The following is a 21,049-nucleotide window of genomic DNA, read 5'->3' as shown; positions in this document are numbered from 1 at the left end:
GCATGAGCCAGCAACCCCGCCGCTTCCGCTTCACGCCCCGCTTCCGGCCCAAGGGCCAGCGGCGGCTGCAGGGCCTGTCCTTCAACCGGCTGCTGCCCAACATTCTGACCATGCTCGGGCTGTGCGCGGGCATGACGGCGGTGCGCTTCGCGCTGGACGCCCGCTGGGAGCCGGCGGTGACGCTGATCGTGGTGGCCGCCTTCATCGACGGCATCGACGGCAGGCTGGCGCGGCTGCTCAAGGCCACCTCCCGCTTCGGGGCGGAGTTCGACAGCCTGTCGGACTTCCTGTGCTTCGGGGTGGCGCCCGCCTTTATCCTCTACCTCTGGACGCTGCACGATGCGCGGGGCTTCGGCTTCATCCCCTGCATCCTCTTCGCCGCCTGCATGGCGCTGCGCCTGGCCCGCTTCAACGCGGCGATCGACGAGCCCCCGGCCCCCGGTGCCGTGCCGCGCCCGTCCGGCTTCTTCACGGGCGTGCCCGCGCCCGCCGGGGCGGGGCTCGCGCTGTTTCCGATCTTCGCGGCCCTGACCTTCGAGGGCTGGGGCTGGGACAGCCTCGCGGGCGCGATCCGCCATCCGGTCGTCGCGGCGGCGGTGCTGGTGGGGGTGGCTGGGCTGCTGGTCAGCACGCTGCCCACCTGGTCCTTCAAGAACTACAAGGTGCCGCGGCAGGCGGTGCTGCCGTTGCTGCTTGGCGCGGCCGGCTATGTGGCACTCCTGGTGGCCGAGCCCTGGGCGGCGCTCGCGGCGGCGGGGCTGCTTTATGCGGGGATGATCCCCTTCTCGCTGCGCTCCTACCACCACCTGCGCGCGCAGCTTGCCCGCGCCGCCGCGCCGGAAGGGGAGGCGGCGGAGAGCCCCGCCATCCCCTGAGGCGCGCTCAGCCGCGCGGCGCGGTGACCAGGATGCCCTTTTCGCGCAGCGTCTCGATCTCCTCGGCCGAGTAGCCGGCGGCCGAGAGAACCTCCTCTCCGTGCTCGTTGAAACCGGGCGGTTTCGCACGGGCGCCGCCGGGGGTCCGGGACAGCTTGATGGGCGTGTTCAGCGCCCGGAACTCGCCGATCTCGGCCACCATGTTGCGCGCGGCCGTGTGGGGCGCCGACACCGCTTCATCGACGAAGAGCACGGGGCCGGCGGGCAGCCCGGCCTTGAGCATGCGGTCGCAGAGCGCGTGCCCGTCCTCCGTCAGCAGGCGGGCGGCGAGGATCGTGTCGAGGTCGCCCCGGTTCACCACCCGGTCGCCGTTGGTGGCGAAGCGCGGGTCGTCCACCAGGTGATCGAGGCCCAGGAAGCCGCAGAACTTGCGCCATGCGGGCTCGTTCCCGCAGGCGACGAAGATCTCGCAGGTGGCGGTGCGGAACTTGGAATAGGGGCTGATGTTGGGATGCGGGTTGCCCGTGGCCGCCGGGCGCTTGCCGTTCAGGAAGTGGTTCGCGGCCTGGGGGTGCAGCAGCGCCATGCCGCAGTCGTGCAGCGTCATGTCGATGTACTGCCCGCGCCCCGATCGCTCCCGCTCCTGCAGCGCCATCAGGATGCCGATGGTGGAGTAGAGGCCGGTGGCGAGGTCCACCACCGGGGTTCCCATCCGCAGCGGCCCGCTGCCCGGCTCCCCGTTGATGGACATCAGCCCGACCATGGCCTGAACGATCGCGTCGTAGCCGGGCAGCCCGCCCAGCGGCCCCGTGGCGCCGAAGCCGGAAACGCGGCAGTGCACCAGGCGGGGAAAGCGCTCGCCCAGCTTGTTGTAGCCGATGCCCCACTTCTCCATGCTGCCGGGCTTGTAGTTCTCCACCAGCACGTCCGCCCCCTCCAGCAGGCGCAGCAGCACCTCGCGGCCTTCGGGCTTGGAAAGGTCGAGCGCGATGCTCCGCTTGTTGCGGTTCACGCCGAGGAAGTAGCTGGCGGTGCCATCCAGGAAGGGCGGGCCCCAGGCGCGGACCTCGTCGCCCTGGGGCGGCTCGATCTTGATCACCTCCGCCCCATGGTCCGAGAGGATCATGGTGCAGTAGGGGCCGCCGAGCACGCGCGTGAGGTCGATCACGCGGATTCCGGCCAGGGCTCCGGGGCTCACGGTTCCGGCCTCCGGTTGGGGCAGCGCGTCGGTCATGGGTTCGTCCTCCGTTGGCGCCGTTCTGCCCCCATGCGCCCGCGCGCTCAAGCCGGACTATTCCGCGAGTTCGCGCATGACCTTGATAAGGTCGCTCTTGCCCTCGAAGCCGATGCCGGGAAGGTCGGGCATGGTGATGTGCCCGTCCTCCACCCGCACGCCGTCGGGGAAGCCGCCATAGGGCTGGAACAGGTCCGGGTAGCTCTCGTTGCCGCCCAGCCCCAGTCCGGCCGCGATGTTCAGCGACATCTGGTGCCCGCCATGGGGGATGCAGCGGGACGGCGACCAGCCGGCGATGGCGAGCTCGCGAAGGGTGCGCTGGTACTCGCAGAGCCCGTAGGACAGGGCGCAGTCGAATTGCAGCCAGTCGCGGTCCGGGCGCATGCCGCCGTGGCGCAGGAGGTTGCGGGCGTCCTGGTGGCTGAACAGGTTCTCGCCGGTGGCCATGGGGCCCGGGTAGAACTCGGCCAGCGCGGCCTGGAGGGCGTAGTCCAGCGGGTCGCCGGCCTCCTCGTACCAGAACAGGGGGTAGTCCCGCAGCATCTTGGCGTAGGCGATGGCGTCCTCCAGCCCGAGGCGGCCGTTGGCGTCCACGGCCAGCCGGGCCTTGCCGTCCAGCTCCTTGAGCACGCCCTCGATGCGCGGCCGGTCCTCGGCGATGCCGTTGCCGATCTTCATCTTCACGACGGAGTAGCCGCGGTCGAGATAGCTGCGCATCTCCGCGCGCAACTGCTCGATCCCCTTGCCCGGGTAGTAGTAGCCGCCGGCGGCGTAGACGAAGACGCGCGGCTCCGCCTCGCGCCCGTGGCGCTCCGCCAGGAGGCGGAACAGCGGCTTGCCCGCGATCTTCGCGACGGCATCCCACACCGCCATGTCGATGGTGCCGACGGCCACCGAGCGTTCCCCATGTCCGCCCGGCTTCTCGTTCTTCATCAGCGTGGCCCAGATCCGGTCGGGGTCCAGGTTGTCGCCGGCCTCGTTCAGCAGGGAGTCCGGCGGCGCCTCCAGCAGGCGGGGCGCGAAACGCTCCCGGATCAGCCCGCCCTGGCCGTAGCGGCCGTTGGAGTTGAAGCCGTAGCCCACCACCCGCCGCCCGTCCCGCACCACGTCCGTCACCACCGCGACGAGGGACAAGGTCATCTTGCTGAAGTCGATGTAGGCATTGGCGATGGATGAGGCGATCGGCGCCGTCACCTCCCGCAGGTCCACGATACGCATGGCGGTCTCCTTCCTGGCGGGCGGACCATGGATTGGACCCGGCGGAGGCGCCAATGCTAATCACGCCTCGCGTGATAAGGTATCGGCATGACCCTGGACCTCGCCCTGCTGGAGGATTTCCGGGCGCTCGCGGAAACCGGCAACTTCTCCCGCGCCGCCGCCCTGCGGCACGTCACCCAGCCCGCCTTCAGCCGCCGCATCCGCTCGCTGGAGGACTGGGCCGGCGCGCTCCTCTTTGACCGCGAGGCTCATCCCATCGCCCTGACCCCGGCGGGCGAGGCGCTGCGCCCCCTGCTGGCCGACGCGCTGCGCTGCATGGCGGAGGGACGGGAGGCGGCGCGCGCCGCGGCGGAGAAGACGCGGGTGACCCTGCGTTTCGCCGCCACCCATGTTCTCTCCTTCGGTTTCTTTCCGGCCTGGTGGCGCGCGCTCGAGCAGGAAGCCCCGCTCGGCGCCGTCGCCCTCGTCTCGGACAGCCTGCAGGGTTGCGAGCAGTTGATGCTGCGGGGACAGGCGGGTTTCCTGCTCTGTCACCATCACCCCTCCGCGCCCTCGCGCCTCGACCCGCAGCGTTTCGTGGCGCAGCGGATCGGCGGGGACCAGCTGCTGCCCGTGGTGGCGCCAGGCGCGGCCCTGGGGCCGCGGCTGCCCTTCCTGGCTTACAGCCCGGAATCCGGCCTGGGCCGGATCGTGGCAGCCGCCTTGCCCGAGAACCTGGCGAGGCGGCTGGACCCGGTGTTCAGCGCCCACCATGCGGCGACGCTGCGGACGATGGCGCGCACCGGCCGGGGCATCGCCTGGCTGCCGGAAAGCCTCGTGGCCGCGGACCTGGCGGATGGCAGCCTGCACCGTGCCGCGCCGCTTGCCGCGGACATCGTGCTCGACATCCGGCTGATCCGCCCTGTCACTCCGCTCAGCCCGGTGGCGGAAGCCTTCTGGGCGCTGGCAGTCCGTGCTTCCCCGGCAGGCGGGCTGGGCTGAACGGCGCGGACATCCGGACCAACCGGCCAGCGGCTCCGCCCGGCCGGTCGAACGCGCCCTTCATTGTCGGCGCCAGCCTTCGTGCCGGGCGGATCCGTGCCGGCGCTACGCGACCTCGGCCCTGGAGAACACCCGGCCGCAGAACTCAGGATAGGTTTCCAGCATCTCGTCGCAGACAGGGCCGCGCAGCAGCGCCAGCTCGGCGGAGGTCGGGTCGGGCGTCACCGGCACTTCGGCCGGCGCATCGAAGTCGAAGCCGGTTTCCGCGCGGATGGAGGCAAGGCTCTCCCCCGGGTGCGCGCTTTCCAACATAAAGCGCGCAAGGGCGGGATCGAAGCGGAACACGCAGCGCCCGGTCACCAGCGCCTGCGCCGTGCCACGCCGGAACACCTCCGGCGGCGACACGCCGGGCGCGGAAACATGCGCCACGCGCGGCACCAGGACGCGCGGCGAGTGCTCCTCCCGGAACAGGATGGTGCGCGGCGTCATGAGGTACATGAAGGCCGAGCCGAAGGAGCCGGGGAAGCGCACACCCGCGCCCGGCCATTCGCCGGTGCCGATGAGGTTGATGTTGGCCTGCCCGTCGATCTGGCCGCCACCTAGGAAGAACAGGTCGATCCGCCCCTGTCCCGTCAGGTCGAACAGCTCCCGCGAACCCTCGGTGAAGGGGTTGCCGGAGCGCTTGTGCAGCAGGGAAAGCCGCACGGGATGCCCGGATTTCGCGGCCAGCCAGCAGGCCGCCGCGGGGATGGGGGAGGCGGCGCCGACCGCGATGTGGCGCGCCGGCGGCGCGGAAGGGTCGAGGATCAACCGTGCCAGCGCCGCCGCCAGACGCTCCTCGGGCTGAACGGCGCTCATTCGGCGGCCGCCCGCGCGCTTGCGGCCCGGCCGAACACGTGCTCCTCCGCCCAGGCCCGGAAGCCTTCCTCCGTGCGGGCGGCGCGGGCATAGGCGGCGACATAGGCGGCGTCGAAGCCGTATTCGTCCAGCAGGGCCACGGGATGCGCCCCCCGCTCCGCCACCGCGAAGGCCTCCACATAGGTGGCCGAGATGGTGCCGGCGGCCAGGCGCTCGTCCTCCAGCAGGTTGCCGGGCACCACCCGCTCCACCGTCGCCAGCAGCCTGCGCGCGGCATGGGCCAGCGTCGCGCATTCACGCCGCCGCCCGACCCAGAGGTTGCCTTCCTTGTCCGCCATCACCGCGTGGATGGCCGCCACGTCCGGGTGAAGGGCAGGCACCACCAGGATCGGGTCGGGGGCCACGGACATCGGGTTCTGCACCACCCGCCAGTCCGGCCGGTGCGCCAGGATGTCGCTGCCGATGACGCCCCGCAGTGGCATGAAGGGCACGCCCTTCTCCGCGGCCTGGAGCATGGTGTGGATGGCCGGGCAGGTCGCGTCCCGCACGGTGATGCTGCCGGCGCGCACGGCCGCGGAGAAGCGCGGCGCGAAGCCGGCCTCGCCGAGCGACACCGCGCTGGTTTCCACCTCTGCCACGCAGCCGGCACCGATCAGCAGGTCGGTCGCGAAGCCCGAGACGGGAACGCCGAGCAGACGCAATCCCCGCGCGCCCCGCCGCACCAGCGCCTTTGCCAGCGCCACAGAGGGCAGGGAGTTGTCGGGTGGCAGGGCCAGCAGCGCGCCATCGGGCACGGATGCGGCCAGGGCCTCAAGGCTCGATGGCGTCATGGCGGGTTCCTCCACGTCGAGGTTAGGCCCTCGCCCCCGGGCTTGCCAGAGGCGGTCCCTTTCACCGTCCGCCGGAGGAGCCGGTGCGCCGCCAGGAGTTCACCGCACGAGGACCTGGGCTGCTTCCTTGGCCTTGGTCACGGCGACCGCCGCCTGGTTCACGGCCGCGGAGATCTGCCCGACACTGGCCGAGACGGTGCGCACGGCGCTCGACGCGCTGCCCATGCTGGTGGACATGCCGGTGGTCACCGCGCTCTGCTCCTCCACGGCGGAGGCGGTCACGGCGACGCTTTCGCGCACCGATTCCACGGCCTGTCGTATCGCCGAAAGCGTGCCCGCCACGGCGCCGGAGGTGGACTGGACCTCCTCGATCTCATGCGCGATCTTTTCGGTGGCCATGGCGGTCTGGCCGGCGAGGTTCTTGACCTCGCTCGCCACCACGGCGAAGCCCCTGCCGGCCTCGCCGGCACGCGCGGCCTCGATCGTGGCGTTCAGCGCCAGAAGGTTCACCTGTCCCGCGATGCTCTGGATCAGGCTGACCACGCCGCTCATCGCCTGCGCGGCGGCCATCAGCTTGGCCGTGCTTTCCTCGCCCAGGCTGGCCTGCTGGGAGGCGTTCTCCGTCGCGATGCGGGACTTGGCCATGCTTTGGGCGATCTCGCTGACCGAGGATGCGAGCTGCCCGGCCGCTTCGGCCACCGTCTGCACGTTCTCCGCCGTTTCCTCCGCCGCGCGCGCCGCCGATCGGGCCTCGTTCAGGGAAAGGTCGATCGCGCTGTTGATCTCGCCGAAGTTGCCGTCGATCAGCCCCTTCAGGTCGGACAGGAGCGCAACCTGGCCAGAGATATCGGTGGCGAACTTGACGATCTTCTCCACCTTGCCGGCGGCATCGAGGATGGGATTGTAGGAGCCCTCGATCCAGACGCCGCTTCCATCCTTGCGGATGCGCCTGAACTGCGCCGCCTGGTACTCGCCGGTGCGCAGCTTTGCCCAGAACTCGCGATAGTTCGGGGCATCCTGCAAGGAAGGCTCGACGAAGATGGAGTGATGCTTGCCGAGAACCTCCTCCAGCGAATAGCCCATCGTCCGCAGGAAGTTCTCGTTGGCGCTGAGGATGGTGCCGTCGGTGGTGAAGGAGATGACGCTCTGCCAGCGGCTGATCGCACGCATCTGCGCGGCGTAGTCGAAGTTTTCCAGGCGATCCTGGGCGTCCGCCCATTCCACCACGAAGCCGAGCGGGCGCCCCTTCGCGCTGAGCGGTGAAACCAGCAGGTCGAAGACGCGCGAGCCGACCCGGATCGTCGCGGCATGCGGCTTCGTCAGGCCGGCAAGCATCTTGCGCTGGTGGACGGGGTTCTTGTGGAACACGTCGATGTTGCTGCCGATCAGCTTGTCCGCGCTGAAGCGGGGCAATTCCTTCTTCAGGTCCGCCTCGGCCTCGCGCATCAGCGCCATGGCGGAAGGATTGGCGTAGGTGATGGTGAGGTCGCGGTCCGCGACCATGATATTGGCCCGCAGCGCATCCAGCGCCACGACGCGTGCGAGCGCGCTCTGCTGTTTTCCGGGGCGGCCGAACATGGTTTAACCCTGCACTGTGTTGCCCGCCATTATCTCCGCGAACCGGTTGCGGGATGGCTAACGCGACGAGGCCTTGGCCTGGTCGAAGGGGCTGGCATCCAGCGCGGTCAGCGCCGCCCAGGCATTGGCCGCCAGGTGCCCGCGGGCGGGATAAAGAAAATCCGCCGCTCCCGGGCGCAGACCGGTGCCGAGCCCCGTGGTCAGCCAGGGGATGCTGGCGGCCGCGATCCAGCCGTCGGGCCGGCGATGGCGCGCCATGGTGGCGGCGAGGCGCGCCGCCAGGGCGCCGCGCCCCAGCCGGCGCAGCAGCAGCGCGGCCTGCGCCGTGCCTTCGAGCCAGATGCCGTCGCGGTCGTCGTTGAAGTCCAGCCCGTCCAGCTCCGCCGCGGGGGCGCCGGCGGGCAGGCCGTGGCGGGCCAGCACCCAGTCCAGCGCGCCCTCGAATCCCTGGCCGGGCCAGGCGAGGGCGGGCCAGAGATTGGCGTCCAGCGCGCTTCCGGGATTGACCGCCCCCTCCGGCGTCAGGCCCATGGCGAAGCGGCGTTCGGGCGGCATCCACATCGAACGCACGAACCCCGAGGCGTGTTCGGCCGCGGCGTTCCGGCCCAGGCGCGCGAAGGCGACGGCGAGGTCCAGGTTCTGCTCGGTGCTGACCCATGGCAGGACGTCCGGCGACGGCTCGTGCCCGATGGTGCCGCCGCGGAAGCCGGCGGGGGCGCGCAGCCCCTCCAGCCAGTCCGCCGCCCGCGCGGCCGCCCGCAGGAAAGGCGCATCGCCGAGCGCCGTCCAGAGCAGCATGGCGAAGGCGGCCGGCCCGGCGGCGCTGCCGGCCTGGTACCCGTCCTCCAGCCATTGTCCGCGCGCCGCGTCCCACCAGCCCGGAGGGCGGGCACTCCGCGGTGCTTCCGCATGGACGCGCCCCGCGGCATAGGCGTTGCGCAGCCTGCCGTCGCGCCAGTGGCGGTCCTGTTCCTGCACGAGGCGCAGGGCGTCGGCGATGCGGGCGGCCAGGGCGCGCTCCCCGCCCGCCAGCAAGGCGAGCCCCGCGAGGGCGTTGTCGTAGGTGAAGGCCACTTCGGCATGGACCCGGTCGAAATCCTCCCCACCCCCGGTGGTGAAGGATTTCAGCAGCACGGGGCCGTCTGCCGCCGCCGCCGCGGCGCGGATCGGCGCCAGCGCCATGCGGGCGAGGTCCGGCCAGGTGTCCTGCGCGGCGGCGGGCGCGGCAAGGGCGGCGCCGAGCACGCCCCGGCGCGTGGGCTGCCAGGCGCCGGGTGGGGAAGGGGTCATCTCCCTATCTGAACCCTGGGTCCGCCCGCCTGCCAGCCCCTTGCGCCGGCCGGCTGCCCCTATGAAAGCCCGCCGAACGGGGCGATACCTGGGCGCGATGCCGCAAGGAGGAGCCGCGATGGAGCCGAGCCGCCAGGAGTTCCGGGACGCCATGGCCCGCCTCGGGGCCGCCGTGACCATCGTGACCAGCGATGGCCCTGCGGGGCGCGTGGGCATCACCGCCAGCGCCGTGTGCAGCGTCACGGACACGCCGCCCACCATCATCGTCTGCATGAACCTCACCAGCAGCCTGAACCCGGTGGCCAAGGCGAATGGCGTGCTCTGCGTCAACGTGCTGCCGGCGGACGCGCAGGAACTCGCCAACGTCTTCGCGGGCTTCACGGGAGCCGGGCGGGAAAGCCGCTTCGAGGCGGGAAGCTGGAGCACGCTGATCACCGGCGCTCCCGTGCTGGAGGAAGCGGTGGCCTCGCTCGACTGCGTGGTGGAGGACGTGGTGGAGAAGGGCACGCACAGCGTGATCTTCGCCCAGGTGCAGGCCATCCGCCTTGGGGCGCAGCAGCCCGCGCTGATCTGGTATTCGCGCAACTACCATCCCGTGGGCGTGCCGGGATAACCGCCACGCCCAGCGGAGGACGGGCCCGGCCCCTTCGGGCCGGACCCTGAGACAGCCTCGGCTCAGGTGCGGCGCGAGGCCAGGTAGACCATGTCCCGCGTGCCCGTGCGCGCGCCGATGATGGCGGCGATCGCCCCCAGCAGCAGTGCCGCGAAGACCGAGAAGGCGGTGATGGACGCGGCCTTCGCGGAGGCGTCGGCGGCTTCGCGCGCGCGGCGCTCGGCTTCCTGCGCCACGCGCTGCGCCTCGGCCTCGTAGGCCTGCACGCGGGCAGCGGCTTCCTGCTCGGGAATGCCGGCCTCGGCGGCCACGAGGCGGTTCAGCCGCGTGCGGTCGTCACCCGAAAGCTCGCCACCCGTGACGCGCTTGCCCAGAAGCTCCGTCATCTCGGCGGCGCGCTGCTCGGGCGTCATCCGCGCGGGGTCGGCCGGGCCGGACAGGGCCACGCGGGCGCGCTCGGCGAGCTGGGAGGGATCGACCTGCGGCGCGGCCGCGCGCACGGCCGTGCCGGCCGCGGAGGAGACGCCGCTCATCACGCCCGAGAGCGCGGAGCCCGCGGTGTTGGCGGCGCCGGAAACCAGGCTGCTCAGCAGCAGGGCGGAAACGAGGAAGGCCGTGGCCCAGACCGCCGCGCCGTGCAGGGTCGCGTCGCCGCGGTCGGTGGTGCCGGACAGCCGGGCCGCCACATAGCCGCCGATCGCGAGGCCCAGGAGGTTGGAGAAGAGCAGCCAGACCGCGCTGGCGATGCCCATGGTGCTGCCCGAGGGGGTGTCATGCGCCTGGGCATCCACGGCGGTGAGGCCGATGCCGGCGCCGAGGATGTTCAGCGACGCACCGATAACGACGGCGACCAGCGCGCCGGCGAGGATGGCGCCCCAGGAGATGCGGTGGCGCAGCACCGGGCTGCCCTCGGGCACGGCGGCGCGGGTTGTTGACATGGTGTCGGACATTCGTTGGCAACCTTCTCATGGCCATGGTGGCCTGGGCGGTGCAACGAAGGGTTGTGGGCCGGGGTTGCCCATGCCGAGCGACTGAGTGGCGCGGCGTGACATGGATGCTACGTCATGTGTTGCTTCCAGGGCGGCTGGATACGCAGAAGGCCCCGGCGGTGCACCGCCGAGGCCTTCCCATCGCGTGGCCGGTTCGCGGCCTCGCTCGTCTGGTGACCCGTGAAGGTCGCTGCTTCGCGTCGCTCAGGCCGCGGTTCCTGGGAACCTCACGGCCCGAACATCAGTGCGGCGCGTTCAGCCCTGCACGGTGATCCGGACTGCGGTCGCGGAACCCTGGTTAATGCGATGAGACACCGGATCACCTCCTTTCTGTTGTTGACGCTACGGGAGATGGGAGGCGTCTTTCGCCGGTTCAAGCCCGATATCAGGCGTTCACCTCGGCATAGCTGCCATTTTTCCAGACATAGAAGACGTAGTCCGGAATGGTCACGTCGCCCTTGCGGTCGAAGCTCATCGGGCCGAGCACCGTCTGCCACGGGCCGGACGACTTGATGGTCTCGGCCACGCGGCGGGGATCGACCGTGTTGGCCTTCTTCGCCGCCTCCGCCCAGACCTGGGTGGAGGCATAGGTGTAGAGCACGAAGCCCTCGGGATCGACGTTGCGGGCGCGGAAGCGGGCCACCACCTCGGCCGCCGTCGGGCGCTTCCGGGGGTCGGAGGGGAAGGTCATCATCGTGCCCTCGCCTGCGGCGCCGCTGATCTGCCAGAACTCGTTGGTCATCAGGGCGTCGCCGCCGATCAGCGTCACGGCCATGCCCTGCTCCTTGGCCTGGCGCACGATCAGCCCGGCCTCGGTGTGGTAGCCGCCGACATAGATGACATCGATGTTCGTGGCCTTCAGCCGCGACACCAGCGCGTTGTAGTCACGCTCGCCAGGCGTGTAGGCGGAATAGATCGCTTCCGTGGCGCCCGCGGCATTCAGCGACTTCTTGGTCTCGTCCGCCAGGCCCTTTCCATAGGCGGAGTTGTCATGAAGGATCGCGACGCGCTTGCCCCTGAAGGTTTCCGCGATGTACTTGCCGGCGACCGCGCCCTGCTGGTCGTCGCGCCCGCAGGTGCGGAAGGTGTTCCAGGCGCCCTCGTCGGTGTAGCGCGGGTTGGTGGAGGCCGGGCTGATCTGCAGCACGCCTTCCTCCGCATAGACCTTGCTGGCGGGAATGGACGAGCCGGAGCAGTAATGCCCGATCACCACCCGCACCTGCCGCCCCGCGAGCTGGTTCGCCACCGACACCGCCTGGCGCGGGTCGCAGGCGTCGTCACCCGTTTCCAGCACGAGCTGCTGGCCCAGCACGCCGCCGGATGCGTTCAGGTCGGTCACGGCCTGGGTCGCGCCCTCGCGCATCTGGGCGCCAAAGGTGGCGTTGGAGCCGGTGAGCGGCCCGGCGACGGCAACGCGGATCGGCCCGCGGGCCTGGGCCATGGCGCCGCCCGCGGCAAGGACCGCCGGCGTCGCGATGGAGGCACCCAGAAGGGTGCGGCGCTGCATGGTCATGGTAAGCCTCCGGTTGGTGTGAGTTTGCGGCGGAGCCTAGGGCGCTGCCCGCCCCGGCTTCAATGGGTTCCGAGATAGGCGTCCCGGATCTCGGGCCGGGCGAGAAGCTCCGCCCCCGTGCCCTCCAGCGTGATGCGGCCGGTGACCAGCACGTAGCCCCGGTGCGCCAGCCGCAGCGCCTGGTTGGCGTTCTGCTCCACCAGCAGCACGGTCAGCCCCGTTTCCGCGTTCAGCGTGCGGATGGCCGTGAAGATCTGCCGCACCACCAGCGGCGCGAGGCCAAGCGAGGGTTCGTCCAGCAGCAGCAGCCGGGGACGCGACATCAGCGCCCGGCCGATCGCCAGCATCTGCTGCTCCCCGCCCGAGAGCGTGCCGCCGCGCTGCGCCTCGCGCTCCTTCAGCCGGGGAAACAAGGTGAAGGCCTGCTCCAGCCCGGGGCCGGGGTCCACGCCGAAGGACTGGGCGCCCATCAGCAGGTTCTCGCGCACGCTCATGCGCGGAAAGATGCGGCGGCCCTCGGGCGCCTGGGCGATGCCGGCGCGGGCGATCTCGTGCATGGGCATGGCCGTGATGTCGCGCCCCTCGAACACCACGCGGCCGGCGCGGGCGCGGGGCGCGCCGAAGATGGTCATCAGCAGCGTGGACTTGCCGGCGCCGTTGGCGCCGATCAGCGTGACGATCTCGCCCTTGTCCACATGCACGGACACGCCCCGCAGCGCCTCCACCGCGCCATAGGCGGCGGTGACGCCCTCCATCCGCAGCATCGCGCTCACGCCACGCCCTCCGGGGCGGGGGCGGCGGGCGCATCGTCCTCGTCGCCCTCGCCGAGATAGGCGGCGATCACCCGCTCGTCCGCGCGCACGGCGGCGGGCGTGCCGTCGGCGATCTTGCGGCCGTGGTCCAGCACCACCACGCGGTCGGAGATGCGCATCACCACGCCCATGTCGTGCTCGATCAGCAGGATGGAGCAGCCTTCCGCGCGGATGAGCTGGATCAGCTCGGCCAGTTCCTCGGATTCGCGGGGGTTGAGGCCAGCCGCGGGCTCGTCCAGGCAGAGCAGCACGGGGTTGGTACACATGGCCCGTGCGATCTCGAGCCGCCGCTGCGCGCCATAGGGCAGGGCGCCCGCGGGGTCGTCGGCGCGCTCGATCAGCCGCGTCGCCTCCAGCCAGCGCCGCGCGAGCGCCACCGCCTCGCGCTCCGCCTGGCGGTAGCGGCCCAGGCCCAGCACGGCAGCGATGCCGAAGCCCGTCGCGGCCTGGAGCGTGTTGTGCTGGGCGACCAGCAGGTTCTCCAGCACCGTCATGCCCGGAAAGAGGCGGATGTTCTGGAAGGTGCGGGCGACCCCGCTCTGCGCGATCCGGTGCCCGACCGTCGCGTGCAGCGGCTTCTGCCCGCCCGGGCCGTGCAGGATGATCTCCCCCGCGCTCGGCTTGTAGAAACCGGTGATCAGGTTGAACACGGTGGTCTTGCCCGCGCCGTTGGGCCCGATCACCGCCGTGATGTCGCCGGCCATGGCGTTGAAGGTGACGTGGTTCACCGCGGTCAGCCCGCCGAAGCGCATCACCAGCTCGCGCACCTCAAGGATCGGCACGTCACGCGGGGCATGGGAGGGCGCGCTCATCCGTGGCCCTCCCCGACGAGGTCGCCCGAGATCGCGCGGCGTTCCCCCAGGGCCACGGAGGGGCGACGGGTGGAGACCAGCCCGCGCGGCCGCCAGACCATGATCACCACCATGGCCGCGCCGAAGACCAGCATCCGGTACTCCTCGAGGTCACGAAAGGCCTCGAAGCCGCCGATCAGCACCAGCGCCGCGATGGCGACGCCGAGTTGGCTGCCCAGCCCGCCGAGCACGACAATGGCGAGGATGATCGCGCTCTCGATGAAGGTGAAGCTTTCGGGGGAGACGAAGGCCTGGCGCGTCGCGAAGAAGGCACCGGCGAAGCCGCCGAACATGGCGCCGATGGCGAAGGCCGTCAGCTTGGTGTTGGTCACGTTGATGCCGAGCGCCCGGCAGGCGATCTCGTCCTCGCGCAGCGCTTCCCAGGCGCGGCCCAGGGGCTGGCGGCGGAGGCGGATGGTCACCCAGTTCGTCAGCAGGGCGAGCACGAGAATGAGGTAGTACAGGAACACCGCCCGGTGCGTGGGCGATGGCTCCAGCCCGAAGAAGTCCGAGAAGGTGCCGGGGCCGCCCCCCGCGCTGAAGCTCAGCCCGAAGAAGGAGGGGCGCGGGATGCCCGAGATGCCGTTCGGGCCGCCCGTGAGCGACACCCAGTTGAGCAGCACCACGCGGATGATCTCGCCGAAGGCCAGCGTCACGATGGCGAGGTAGTCGCCCCGCAGGCGCAGCACGGGAAAGCCCAGCAGCACCCCCGCGAAGGCCGCGAAGATCCCCGCCAGCGGCAGGCAGACCCAGAAGGACAGACCGTAGGTGGTGGACAGCAGCGCGTAGGTGTAGGCGCCCACCGCGTAGAAGGCGACGTAGCCGAGGTCCAGCAGCCCCGCGAGGCCGACCACGATGTTCAGCCCCCAGCCGAGCATCACATAGGTGAGCACGAGCACGCCGAGGTCGAGCCCGTAGCGCGTGGTCCAGGGCAGCAGCGGCATCAGCACCGCGAAGCCCAGGAAAAGCGGCGCCACGAAGGTGCCGATCCGCGCGATCTGCGCGGTGCGGAGCACGGTGCGCGGCTTCTTCGCCGGCCGGTACGCGGACCAGAGGTTCATGGCCAGCCGCCCGGCGAAGACGATGGCCACCAGGATGGCCACGTCCGCCCAGCGCGTGCGCAAGATCAGCCCGCCGCCGCCCGGCCCCACATCGGTGCGCAGGCCCACCAGCGGCACGAACAGCCCCAGCGCCACGAGCGCGGAAAGTCCGGCATCGCGCAGCGCGTGCGCCACGGGCGGGCGCGGCGGCGCTGCCTCCGGCCCGCGCGGGATGCCGCCCATCTCACCGGGCTCGGGCACCCCGTCGTCGTTGTGGGGCACGCCCCCCAGATGCGGCCCCTCCGGCAGGCGGGAGGCGCCGCTCATACCTTCTCCACCTCCGCGCGGCCGAGCAGGCCGGAGGGGAGGAAGATCAGCGTCGCGATCAGGATGCCGAAGGCGGCCACGTCCTTGTAGGCCGGGTTCAGCTCGCGCAGCAGGAACATGTCCTGGCCCGCATAGGCGCTCCACATGGTCTCGATCAGGCCGATCAACAGCCCGCCGAGCAGGGCCCCGGGCAACGACCCGATGCCCCCCAGCACCGCCGCCGTGAAGGCCTTCACCCCCACGATGAAGCCCATGAAGAAGTCCGCCAAACCGTATCGCAGCAGGTAGAGCGTGCCCGCCACCGCGGCCAGCGCCGCGCCGATGACAAAGGTGATGCTGATGGTGCGGTCCGTGTCGATGCCCAGCAGCCCCGCCATCTTGCGGTCCTGCTCGCAGGCGCGCATGGCGCGGCCGAGCCGGGTTCGCGTGACCAGCCAGGTGAAGACCGCCATCACCGCCAGCGTCACCACCACGATCACCACCTGCATGGTGGAGACCGACACGGCGAAGCCGTTGCCGTGCCAAAGCTCCACGCTGCCCGTGATGATCGGCTCGATCGGCTTGGCGCGCGCGCCCTGGCTGACCTGCACGAAGTTCTGCAGCACGATGGACATGCCGATGGCGCTGATCAGCGGCGCCAGCCGGAAGGAGCCGCGGAGCGGGCGGTAGGCGATGCGCTCCACCGACCAGCCGTAGAGCGCGGTGATCGCCATGGAGACCAGCAGCACGAGCAGCACCGCCCCCGGCCCCGCCGCCCATCCGCCGCTGGAGAGCAGCACGAAGGAGATGAGCGACACGAAGGCGCCCACCATGAAGATGTCGCCATGGGCGAAGTTGATCATGCCGATGATGCCGTAGACCATGGTGTAGCCCACGGCGATCAACCCATAGATCATGCCCAGCGCGACGCCGTTGATCAGCTGCTGCAAGGCATAGGCCAAGCGCGGTCTCCGTTGCTCGAGGGCCGGGGTTTTCCCCGGTTCTGCCATCTGGCCGTGAAGCGTCCCGCGTCCAGGCTACGCCGGGTGGCCGCGCCCCGCCAAGAGGCGCGAAGGCCCGCCTACTTCCGCAGCTGGAGCGCCCAGTCCCGGAGGGCCGCCACCTGGGCCGCGATGAGCTTGCGCGACACCTCGTCGGTCAGCCTGCCCTGCTCGTCGAACTTGGAGCCGGACTGGGCGATCATCACCTCCGGCTTGTTCAGCGCGAAGGCGTTGAGGAAGACGCACATCTTGCGCAGGTCGTACTGCGCGCGCGCCGTGCCCAGCAGCCCCTGGGTGGCCCCCATGATGGACACCGCCTTGCCGTCGAAGGAGGGTTCGGGCGGGCGGGAGGCCCAGTCGATCGCGTTCTTCAGCACGCCGGAGATGGAGTAGTTGTACTCGGGGGTGGCGAAGATCACCGCATCCGCCGCGCGCACGGCCGCCCGGAAGGCCTCCACCGGCGCCGGATAGCCGGAGGCCGTGCGGATGTCGTCGTTGTAGGGCGGGATGTCGCCCAGCCCTTCGTAGATCGTCACCGTCACCCCCTCGGGCGCAAGCTCCTGCGCCGCGCGCAGCGTGGCCGTGTTGTGGGACGCTTGGCGCAGGCTTCCGGAGATGCCGAGGATCCTGAATTCGCTCATTGGTTCCGTTCTCTCGTGAAAGGGGCGGGGGAGGGCGGTCACTCCTCCCAGGACAGGGCCTCGCCGCGCAGCCAGGCGGCGCCGGTGGCGTAGAGGGCGGCCACCTTCTCCCCCTTCAGCCCGGGCATGTCGGTCTTCACCTCGTAGCCGATCTGGGTCTGGAGATAGGCGAGGTGGCGGTAGCCCTCGGGGAAGCGGCCCAGCAGGGCGGGGTCGAGGTCGAGCCGGGCGGCGGGGTCCACGGGGTCCATGCGGTCCTTCTCGTAGATCGGCTGGCGCAGGACCACCTTCCAGCCATCCGCCTTCTCCTCGATGAAGTCGTAGAAGCGGCCGGTGCAGACCACGTCCACCACCACCCCGTGCACCGCGGCGCGCTGGGAAATGGTCATCTTGGTTTGGGCAATGGCGCGCCTGCCCTCGATGTCCACGGAGCACCCGCCCAGGAAGTGCAGGATCGAGACGCCCTTGGCCCAGCCCTCCTGGCTGGCCGCGATGAAGCCGTCCGCCCCGGCCTGGCACCAGGTGGCCATCATCCGCCCCTCCGGCGCCCAGACCGTGCGGAAGCGCTCCCAGTCGCCGGCGTCGCGCCAGACGGCCCAGTTCTGCACCAGCTCCATCACCTGCATCCGGCGCAAGGCCGCGGCGTCCGACATGGCGTTTCCCCACGAATCCAAAGGGCGCGGACGATAGGCCGGGCGGGCGCCCCTGGCGATACGACGGGCCCGCAGCCGCAGGCTTGACGCCCCGCGACCCCGCCCCGCCCAATGCCGGAAAGGCCGCGCCGCGCCCCGGAGGGCGAGGGATTCGCGGAACAAGGGAGACCGTTCATGCCGCCTGTCCCGCCGCTCGCGCGCCGTGCAGCGCTCGGCCTTCTCGCGCTGCCCGCATGGCGCCAGGAGGGCAGGGCGCAGGGCACTGCCGCCCAGCCGGCCTGGCCGGACCACCCCATCCGCTTCATCCAGGGCTTCGGCGCGGGCGGCACCACCGACATCGTGGCCCGGATGATCGCCCCGCCGCTGGCGGCATCCCTGGGGCAGGCGGTGGTGGTGGAGAACCGGCCGGGCGCGGGCGGCACCATGGCGGCGGAAACCCTGGCCCGCGCGCGGGACAACCACACGCTGATGCTGATCAACAACGGCTACGCCGTCTCGGCCGCCCTGTACCGCCGCCTGCCCTACGACCCGCTGGCGGATGTGGAGCCGGTCGCCATGGTCGCCTCCGTCGGCCTGGTGCTGCTGGCGGGCACCGGCCCGGAGGCGCCGCGCGACATGGCGGACCTCCTCCGCAGGACCAGGGCCGCGCCGGACCGCCTGCACGTCGCGACGGTGGGCGTCGGCAGCACGCAGCACTTCGTGGCCGAAGCCATCCAGTCCGCCGCCGGCATCCGCCTGACACACGTGCCCTATCGCGGCACGCCCGCCGCCCTCGTGGCGCTGCGCAACGGGGAGGTGGAGCTGGTGGTGGAGCCCGCCTCCTCCGTGCTGGGGCAGATCAAGGGCGGCGCGGCCCGGGCGCTGGCGATCACGTCGCGCGAGCGCTCGCCCCTGCTGCCCGAGGTGCCCACGGTGGCCGAACTGCTGGGCGATCCCGGCTTCGACATCCAGACCTGGTACGCCATCGCCGTGCCCGCCGGCACGCCGCCCGCGACGGTGGCGCGCCTGTCGGAGGCCACGGCGGCGATGCTGGCGGACCCCGCCCTCCGCGCCCGGCTGGGCGAGCTCGGCCTCGCCCCCCGCCCGCCCGTGCCGCCCGCGCAGGTGAAGCAGGCGGTGCACGCCGAGATCGCCCGCTGGTCCCAGGTGATCGAGAAGGCGGGGATCGAGCGGCAGTAGCCGCTCAGCCCGCGGCCACCGGTTCCAGCCCGGCCGCCTCCAGGGCGGGCGCCACTTCGGCGGAGGCCAGGAAGCGCAGCAGCCGCGCCGCCGCCTGCGGCTCCGCGGCGGCCCGGCAGATGGCGGCGGAGAACACCGCCACGGTTTCCACCTCCTTCGGAAGCCGCCCGATCACCTCGATCCCGGGAACGGCCAGAAGCTCGCTCACCTGCTGCACGGCCAGCGACGCCTCGCCGCGCGCCGCCAGCTCGGCCGTGAAGCCGGCCTCGATCACCCTGGCCCGGGCATTCACCGCATCGGCGATGCCCAGGCGCCCGATCAACGCCGCGAAGGCGATGCCGCTGGCCCCGCTGCGGGAGTAGGCCACCGAGGGCGCCGCCAGAAGCGTTGCCCGCAGCGCCTTCACCGTGCCGATCTCCGGGTGCGGCGCCCCCGCCTTCACGGCCAGGCCGATATGGGACCGCACGAGGTCCAGGCGGCTGCCCGGGTCCAGCACTCCTTCCGCCGCCAGCTCCGCCACGCCTTCCTCGGTCAGGATCACGAGGTCCGCCGCCTCGCCGGCGCGCAGGCGCGGCATCAGGCCCTGGGTGGGCGCGAAATCCGCCGAGACCGCCATGCCCGCCGCCGCCTCCATGCGCGGCACCAGGCCCCGCATCGCGCCCGCGACCGCAAGCGTGGAAAGGACCCGCAGCGCGCTCACCCCTCCAGCCCCGACAGCTCCGCCACCAGCAGCCCGAGCGAGGCGGAGTCCATTCCCCCGCGCCCGCTGTTCACCAGCGCCTCCATCATCTGCGCGGCCAGCGCCGTGGAGGGCGCGAAAACGCCATGGTCGCGCATGGCCGCCAGCGAGAGGCGCGTGTCCTTTCGCATCAGCTCAGCCCGGAAGCCGGGCTGGAGCGTGCCCTCGATGATCCGCTTGGCGTGGTTCTCCATCACGAAGGATTTCGCGGAGCCGCCGAGCAGCGCCTGCCGCATCGCCATCGGGTCGAGCCCCGCCTTGCGCCCGAGCGCCAGCGCCTCCGACACCGCGAGCATGGTCGCCGCGACCATGAGCTGGTTCGCGGACTTGCAGACCTGGCCCGCGCCGGGCGGGCCGAGATGGGTGAAGGTCCTGCCCACCGCCTCGAAGAAGGGCCGCGCGCGGGCGAAGGCCTCCGCGTCGCCGCCGATCATGCAGGTCAGCGTGCCGTCCCGTGCGCCCGCGGGGCCGCCGCTCACGGGGCTGTCCAGCAGGTGCGCGCCGCGCTCCTCCAGCAGGCGCCGCGCGAAGCCGGCGGCGGGAGCGGCGGCGATGGTGCTGAAGTCGATCACCACCGTGCCGGGCGCCACGCCGGCCGCCACGCCGTCGGCCCCGAACAGCACCGCTTCCACGTCGGGCGTGTCGGGCAGGCACAGCCCGATCGCCGACGCCCCGCGCGCCGCCTCGGCCGGCGTGGCGGCCCAGGTGGCGCCGGCCGCCTCCAGCGCCTCCGCCTTGCCCCGGCTGCGGTTGTGCACGGCCAGGGCGAACCCCGCCCTCGCGACGTTGGCGGCCATCGCGGCCCCCATCACGCCCAGCCCGAGAAAGGCGACGCGGGCCGGCGGCGATACGGTGTTCATGCGTTGGGATCCAAGATCGTCAGGTCCTTTTCATCGCGGCGCGGATCTGGTCCAGCAGCCGGTCCATCGCTGCCTGGAAGGCGGGTCCGTCGGCATAGCCGTCGGCCTCCCCCACGCGCTCCATGAACCGCGCCCAGGTGGGCGTCTGCATGCCCTGGCGGAAGCGGTCATGGAGGGAGCGCGCCATCTCGTCGGTGAGGCCCGCCGGGCCCACCCAGCCCTTCATGTTGTCGGCGACGATGTCGTGGCCGAGCTCGCGCATGGTCGGCACGTCCTTGTAGGCGGGCGCCCGCTGCTCGGCGGCGATCGCCAGCAGCTTGAGGTCGCCCGAGGTCACGAAGCCGCCGAGCTCGTCCGAGGCGTTGATGTTCAGGGCCGTCTGCCCGGCGATCAGCGCCTGCAGCGCCGGCCCGCCGCCCGTGTAGGGCACGTGCAGGAACTGCACGCCCGCCGCGCGCTCCAGCAGGATGAAGATGGCATGCGACAGCGTGCCGTTGCCCGCCGAGCCATGCGCGACGCCGCCCGGATCGGCCTTCGCCGCGGCGATCGCCGCCGGAAGGTCGGCGAAGCGCGGCGCCCCGCCGTTCTTGCAGACCAGGAAGTGCCCGTTCCGCGTCATGCGGATCACCGCGCGGAAGGAGTGCCGGGGGTCGTAGGGCAGGTCGCGGAAGGCGGGGAGGGAGGTGCTCTCGCTGCCGCCGTGGATGATCAGCGTGTGCCCGTCCGGCGCCGCCCGCGCCACCTGCTCCGCCGCCAGCGCCCCGCCCGCCCCGGGGCGGTTCACCACCACCAGCGGGACCGGGAAGAAGGGCGCGGAGGCCTCCGCGATCGTGCGCGCGATGATGTCGCTGCCGCCCCCCGGCGCGTAGCCGACGATGAGCTGCATCGGCCGCGTGGGCTGCCACGCCCCGATCTGCTGGGCATAGGCGGGGCAGGCGAGCGCCGCGCCCGCCGCACCGAGCACCGTTCTCCGGTTCACCATGTTCTT

The 21,049-nt window shown here is 71.7% G+C and carries 21 protein-coding genes; 4 read left to right on the top strand and 17 right to left on the bottom strand.

Going from position 1 to position 21,049, the window contains the following annotated elements; translation table 11 throughout:
- Nucleotides 1–2 precede the first annotated feature (2 nt).
- The gene (locus ACFFIC_RS04595) at nt 3–875 is read left to right on the top strand and encodes a CDP-alcohol phosphatidyltransferase family protein (protein WP_377048964.1); all 873 of its coding nucleotides are present in this window, start codon (nt 3–5) and stop codon (nt 873–875) included.
- A 7-nt stretch (nt 876–882) separates the two neighbouring features.
- Here ACFFIC_RS04595 and ACFFIC_RS04590 read toward each other — a convergent pair whose 3' ends face one another.
- Nucleotides 883–2,109 (bottom strand): CaiB/BaiF CoA transferase family protein, encoded by a 1,227-nt coding sequence (locus ACFFIC_RS04590; protein WP_377048963.1) that lies wholly within the window; start codon nt 2,107–2,109, stop codon nt 883–885.
- A gap of 57 nt (nt 2,110–2,166) precedes the next feature.
- On the bottom strand, nt 2,167–3,327 hold the full coding sequence (locus tag ACFFIC_RS04585; protein WP_377048962.1) for a mandelate racemase/muconate lactonizing enzyme family protein: 1,161 nt from the start codon (nt 3,325–3,327) through the stop codon (nt 2,167–2,169).
- 87 nt (nt 3,328–3,414) lie between these two features.
- Between ACFFIC_RS04585 and ACFFIC_RS04580 the strand changes: the two genes are divergently transcribed.
- A complete protein-coding gene (locus ACFFIC_RS04580) occupies nt 3,415–4,308 on the top strand; it encodes a LysR family transcriptional regulator (protein WP_377048961.1) in 894 nt (297 codons plus the stop codon).
- A 105-nt stretch (nt 4,309–4,413) separates the two neighbouring features.
- Here ACFFIC_RS04580 and ACFFIC_RS04575 read toward each other — a convergent pair whose 3' ends face one another.
- The 4 genes from ACFFIC_RS04575 to ACFFIC_RS04560 form a co-directional block, all read right to left on the bottom strand.
- Nucleotides 4,414–5,166 carry a CoA synthetase gene (locus ACFFIC_RS04575; RefSeq protein WP_377048959.1) on the bottom strand — a complete coding sequence of 251 codons (753 nt, stop codon included), beginning with the start codon at nt 5,164–5,166 and terminating at the stop codon, nt 4,414–4,416.
- Nucleotides 5,163–5,996 carry a CoA transferase subunit A gene (locus ACFFIC_RS04570; protein WP_377048957.1) on the bottom strand — a complete coding sequence of 278 codons (834 nt, stop codon included), beginning with the start codon at nt 5,994–5,996 and terminating at the stop codon, nt 5,163–5,165. Before ACFFIC_RS04570 ends, ACFFIC_RS04575 begins: the two co-directional genes overlap by 4 nt.
- A gap of 99 nt (nt 5,997–6,095) precedes the next feature.
- A complete protein-coding gene (locus tag ACFFIC_RS04565; RefSeq protein ID WP_377048955.1) occupies nt 6,096–7,574 on the bottom strand; it encodes a methyl-accepting chemotaxis protein in 1,479 nt (492 codons plus the stop codon).
- Nucleotides 7,575–7,631: 57 nt separating this feature from the next.
- Nucleotides 7,632–8,864, bottom strand: coding sequence for a hypothetical protein (locus ACFFIC_RS04560; protein WP_377048953.1), 1,233 nt, complete (start codon nt 8,862–8,864; stop codon nt 7,632–7,634).
- Nucleotides 8,865–8,982: 118 nt separating this feature from the next.
- On the opposite strand from ACFFIC_RS04560, the gene ACFFIC_RS04555 reads away from it, so the two are divergent.
- Nucleotides 8,983–9,477, top strand: a complete 495-nt coding sequence (locus ACFFIC_RS04555; RefSeq protein WP_377048951.1) for a flavin reductase — start codon at nt 8,983–8,985, stop codon at nt 9,475–9,477.
- A gap of 62 nt (nt 9,478–9,539) precedes the next feature.
- Here ACFFIC_RS04555 and ACFFIC_RS04550 read toward each other — a convergent pair whose 3' ends face one another.
- The 8 genes from ACFFIC_RS04550 to ACFFIC_RS04515 form a co-directional block, all read right to left on the bottom strand.
- A complete protein-coding gene (locus ACFFIC_RS04550; protein ID WP_377048950.1) occupies nt 9,540–10,427 on the bottom strand; it encodes a hypothetical protein in 888 nt (295 codons plus the stop codon).
- A gap of 424 nt (nt 10,428–10,851) precedes the next feature.
- Nucleotides 10,852–11,979, bottom strand: a complete 1,128-nt coding sequence (locus ACFFIC_RS04545) for a branched-chain amino acid ABC transporter substrate-binding protein (RefSeq protein WP_456306917.1) — start codon at nt 11,977–11,979, stop codon at nt 10,852–10,854.
- Between the two features lie 59 nt (nt 11,980–12,038).
- Nucleotides 12,039–12,743 (bottom strand): ABC transporter ATP-binding protein, encoded by a 705-nt coding sequence (locus tag ACFFIC_RS04540; protein ID WP_377049274.1) that lies wholly within the window; start codon nt 12,741–12,743, stop codon nt 12,039–12,041.
- Nucleotides 12,744–12,748: 5 nt separating this feature from the next.
- A complete protein-coding gene (locus tag ACFFIC_RS04535) occupies nt 12,749–13,603 on the bottom strand; it encodes an ABC transporter ATP-binding protein (RefSeq protein WP_377048948.1) in 855 nt (284 codons plus the stop codon).
- Nucleotides 13,600–15,009, bottom strand: coding sequence for a high-affinity branched-chain amino acid ABC transporter permease LivM (gene livM / locus ACFFIC_RS04530; protein ID WP_456306916.1), 1,410 nt, complete (start codon nt 15,007–15,009; stop codon nt 13,600–13,602). Before livM ends, ACFFIC_RS04535 begins: the two co-directional genes overlap by 4 nt.
- Complete coding sequence (locus tag ACFFIC_RS04525; protein WP_377048946.1) at nt 15,006–15,950, bottom strand: ABC transporter permease subunit; 945 nt, start codon at nt 15,948–15,950, stop codon at nt 15,006–15,008. The genes livM and ACFFIC_RS04525 overlap by 4 nt, the downstream gene beginning before the upstream one ends.
- A gap of 119 nt (nt 15,951–16,069) precedes the next feature.
- On the bottom strand, nt 16,070–16,630 hold the full coding sequence (locus tag ACFFIC_RS04520; protein ID WP_377048944.1) for an NADPH-dependent FMN reductase: 561 nt from the start codon (nt 16,628–16,630) through the stop codon (nt 16,070–16,072).
- Between the two features lie 38 nt (nt 16,631–16,668).
- Nucleotides 16,669–17,283, bottom strand: a complete 615-nt coding sequence (locus ACFFIC_RS04515; RefSeq protein ID WP_377048942.1) for a nuclear transport factor 2 family protein — start codon at nt 17,281–17,283, stop codon at nt 16,669–16,671.
- Nucleotides 17,284–17,457: 174 nt separating this feature from the next.
- Here ACFFIC_RS04515 and ACFFIC_RS04510 point away from each other — a divergent pair, with 174 nt between their 5' ends.
- The gene (locus tag ACFFIC_RS04510; protein WP_377048940.1) at nt 17,458–18,462 is read left to right on the top strand and encodes a Bug family tripartite tricarboxylate transporter substrate binding protein; all 1,005 of its coding nucleotides are present in this window, start codon (nt 17,458–17,460) and stop codon (nt 18,460–18,462) included.
- 4 nt (nt 18,463–18,466) lie between these two features.
- On the opposite strand, the gene ACFFIC_RS04505 is transcribed toward ACFFIC_RS04510, so the two are convergent.
- The 3 genes from ACFFIC_RS04505 to ACFFIC_RS04495 are packed head-to-tail and all read right to left on the bottom strand — an operon-like array spanning nt 18,467 to nt 21,043.
- Nucleotides 18,467–19,162 (bottom strand): substrate-binding domain-containing protein, encoded by a 696-nt coding sequence (locus tag ACFFIC_RS04505; protein WP_377048939.1) that lies wholly within the window; start codon nt 19,160–19,162, stop codon nt 18,467–18,469.
- Nucleotides 19,159–20,061, bottom strand: coding sequence for an NAD(P)-dependent oxidoreductase (locus ACFFIC_RS04500; RefSeq protein WP_377048937.1), 903 nt, complete (start codon nt 20,059–20,061; stop codon nt 19,159–19,161). The genes ACFFIC_RS04505 and ACFFIC_RS04500 overlap by 4 nt, the downstream gene beginning before the upstream one ends.
- 19 nt (nt 20,062–20,080) lie before the next feature.
- A complete protein-coding gene (locus tag ACFFIC_RS04495; protein ID WP_377048936.1) occupies nt 20,081–21,043 on the bottom strand; it encodes a Bug family tripartite tricarboxylate transporter substrate binding protein in 963 nt (320 codons plus the stop codon).
- Nucleotides 21,044–21,049 lie beyond the last annotated feature (6 nt).

This window comes from Muricoccus vinaceus (genome assembly GCF_042433125.1).
In the GTDB taxonomy this organism is placed as follows: Bacteria; Pseudomonadota; Alphaproteobacteria; order Acetobacterales; family Acetobacteraceae; genus Roseomonas; species Roseomonas vinacea.
The sequence above is the reverse complement of the archived record's forward strand: the minus strand, read 5'-3'. Positions and strand labels throughout refer to the sequence as shown.

What these genes read in the sequence shown, in the direction of transcription:
- ACFFIC_RS04595 (WP_377048964.1), top strand. Translation starts at nt 3, where the DNA reads ATGAGCCAGCAACCCCGCCGCTTCCGCTTCACGCCCCGCTTCCGGCCC.
- ACFFIC_RS04590 (WP_377048963.1), bottom strand. Translation starts at nt 2,109, where the DNA reads ATGACCGACGCGCTGCCCCAACCGGAGGCCGGAACCGTGAGCCCCGGA.
- ACFFIC_RS04585 (WP_377048962.1), bottom strand. Translation starts at nt 3,327, where the DNA reads ATGCGTATCGTGGACCTGCGGGAGGTGACGGCGCCGATCGCCTCATCC.
- ACFFIC_RS04580 (WP_377048961.1), top strand. Translation starts at nt 3,415, where the DNA reads ATGACCCTGGACCTCGCCCTGCTGGAGGATTTCCGGGCGCTCGCGGAA.
- ACFFIC_RS04575 (WP_377048959.1), bottom strand. Translation starts at nt 5,166, where the DNA reads ATGAGCGCCGTTCAGCCCGAGGAGCGTCTGGCGGCGGCGCTGGCACGG.
- ACFFIC_RS04570 (WP_377048957.1), bottom strand. Translation starts at nt 5,996, where the DNA reads ATGACGCCATCGAGCCTTGAGGCCCTGGCCGCATCCGTGCCCGATGGC.
- ACFFIC_RS04565 (WP_377048955.1), bottom strand. Translation starts at nt 7,574, where the DNA reads ATGTTCGGCCGCCCCGGAAAACAGCAGAGCGCGCTCGCACGCGTCGTG.
- ACFFIC_RS04560 (WP_377048953.1), bottom strand. Translation starts at nt 8,864, where the DNA reads ATGACCCCTTCCCCACCCGGCGCCTGGCAGCCCACGCGCCGGGGCGTG.
- ACFFIC_RS04555 (WP_377048951.1), top strand. Translation starts at nt 8,983, where the DNA reads ATGGAGCCGAGCCGCCAGGAGTTCCGGGACGCCATGGCCCGCCTCGGG.
- ACFFIC_RS04550 (WP_377048950.1), bottom strand. Translation starts at nt 10,427, where the DNA reads ATGTCCGACACCATGTCAACAACCCGCGCCGCCGTGCCCGAGGGCAGC.
- ACFFIC_RS04545 (WP_456306917.1), bottom strand. Translation starts at nt 11,979, where the DNA reads ATGACCATGCAGCGCCGCACCCTTCTGGGTGCCTCCATCGCGACGCCG.
- ACFFIC_RS04540 (WP_377049274.1), bottom strand. Translation starts at nt 12,743, where the DNA reads ATGCTGCGGATGGAGGGCGTCACCGCCGCCTATGGCGCGGTGGAGGCG.
- ACFFIC_RS04535 (WP_377048948.1), bottom strand. Translation starts at nt 13,603, where the DNA reads ATGAGCGCGCCCTCCCATGCCCCGCGTGACGTGCCGATCCTTGAGGTG.
- livM (WP_456306916.1), bottom strand. Translation starts at nt 15,009, where the DNA reads ATGAGCGGCGCCTCCCGCCTGCCGGAGGGGCCGCATCTGGGGGGCGTG.
- ACFFIC_RS04520 (WP_377048944.1), bottom strand. Translation starts at nt 16,630, where the DNA reads ATGAGCGAATTCAGGATCCTCGGCATCTCCGGAAGCCTGCGCCAAGCG.
- ACFFIC_RS04515 (WP_377048942.1), bottom strand. Translation starts at nt 17,283, where the DNA reads ATGTCGGACGCCGCGGCCTTGCGCCGGATGCAGGTGATGGAGCTGGTG.
- ACFFIC_RS04510 (WP_377048940.1), top strand. Translation starts at nt 17,458, where the DNA reads ATGCCGCCTGTCCCGCCGCTCGCGCGCCGTGCAGCGCTCGGCCTTCTC.
- ACFFIC_RS04500 (WP_377048937.1), bottom strand. Translation starts at nt 20,061, where the DNA reads ATGAACACCGTATCGCCGCCGGCCCGCGTCGCCTTTCTCGGGCTGGGC.
- ACFFIC_RS04495 (WP_377048936.1), bottom strand. Translation starts at nt 21,043, where the DNA reads ATGGTGAACCGGAGAACGGTGCTCGGTGCGGCGGGCGCGGCGCTCGCC.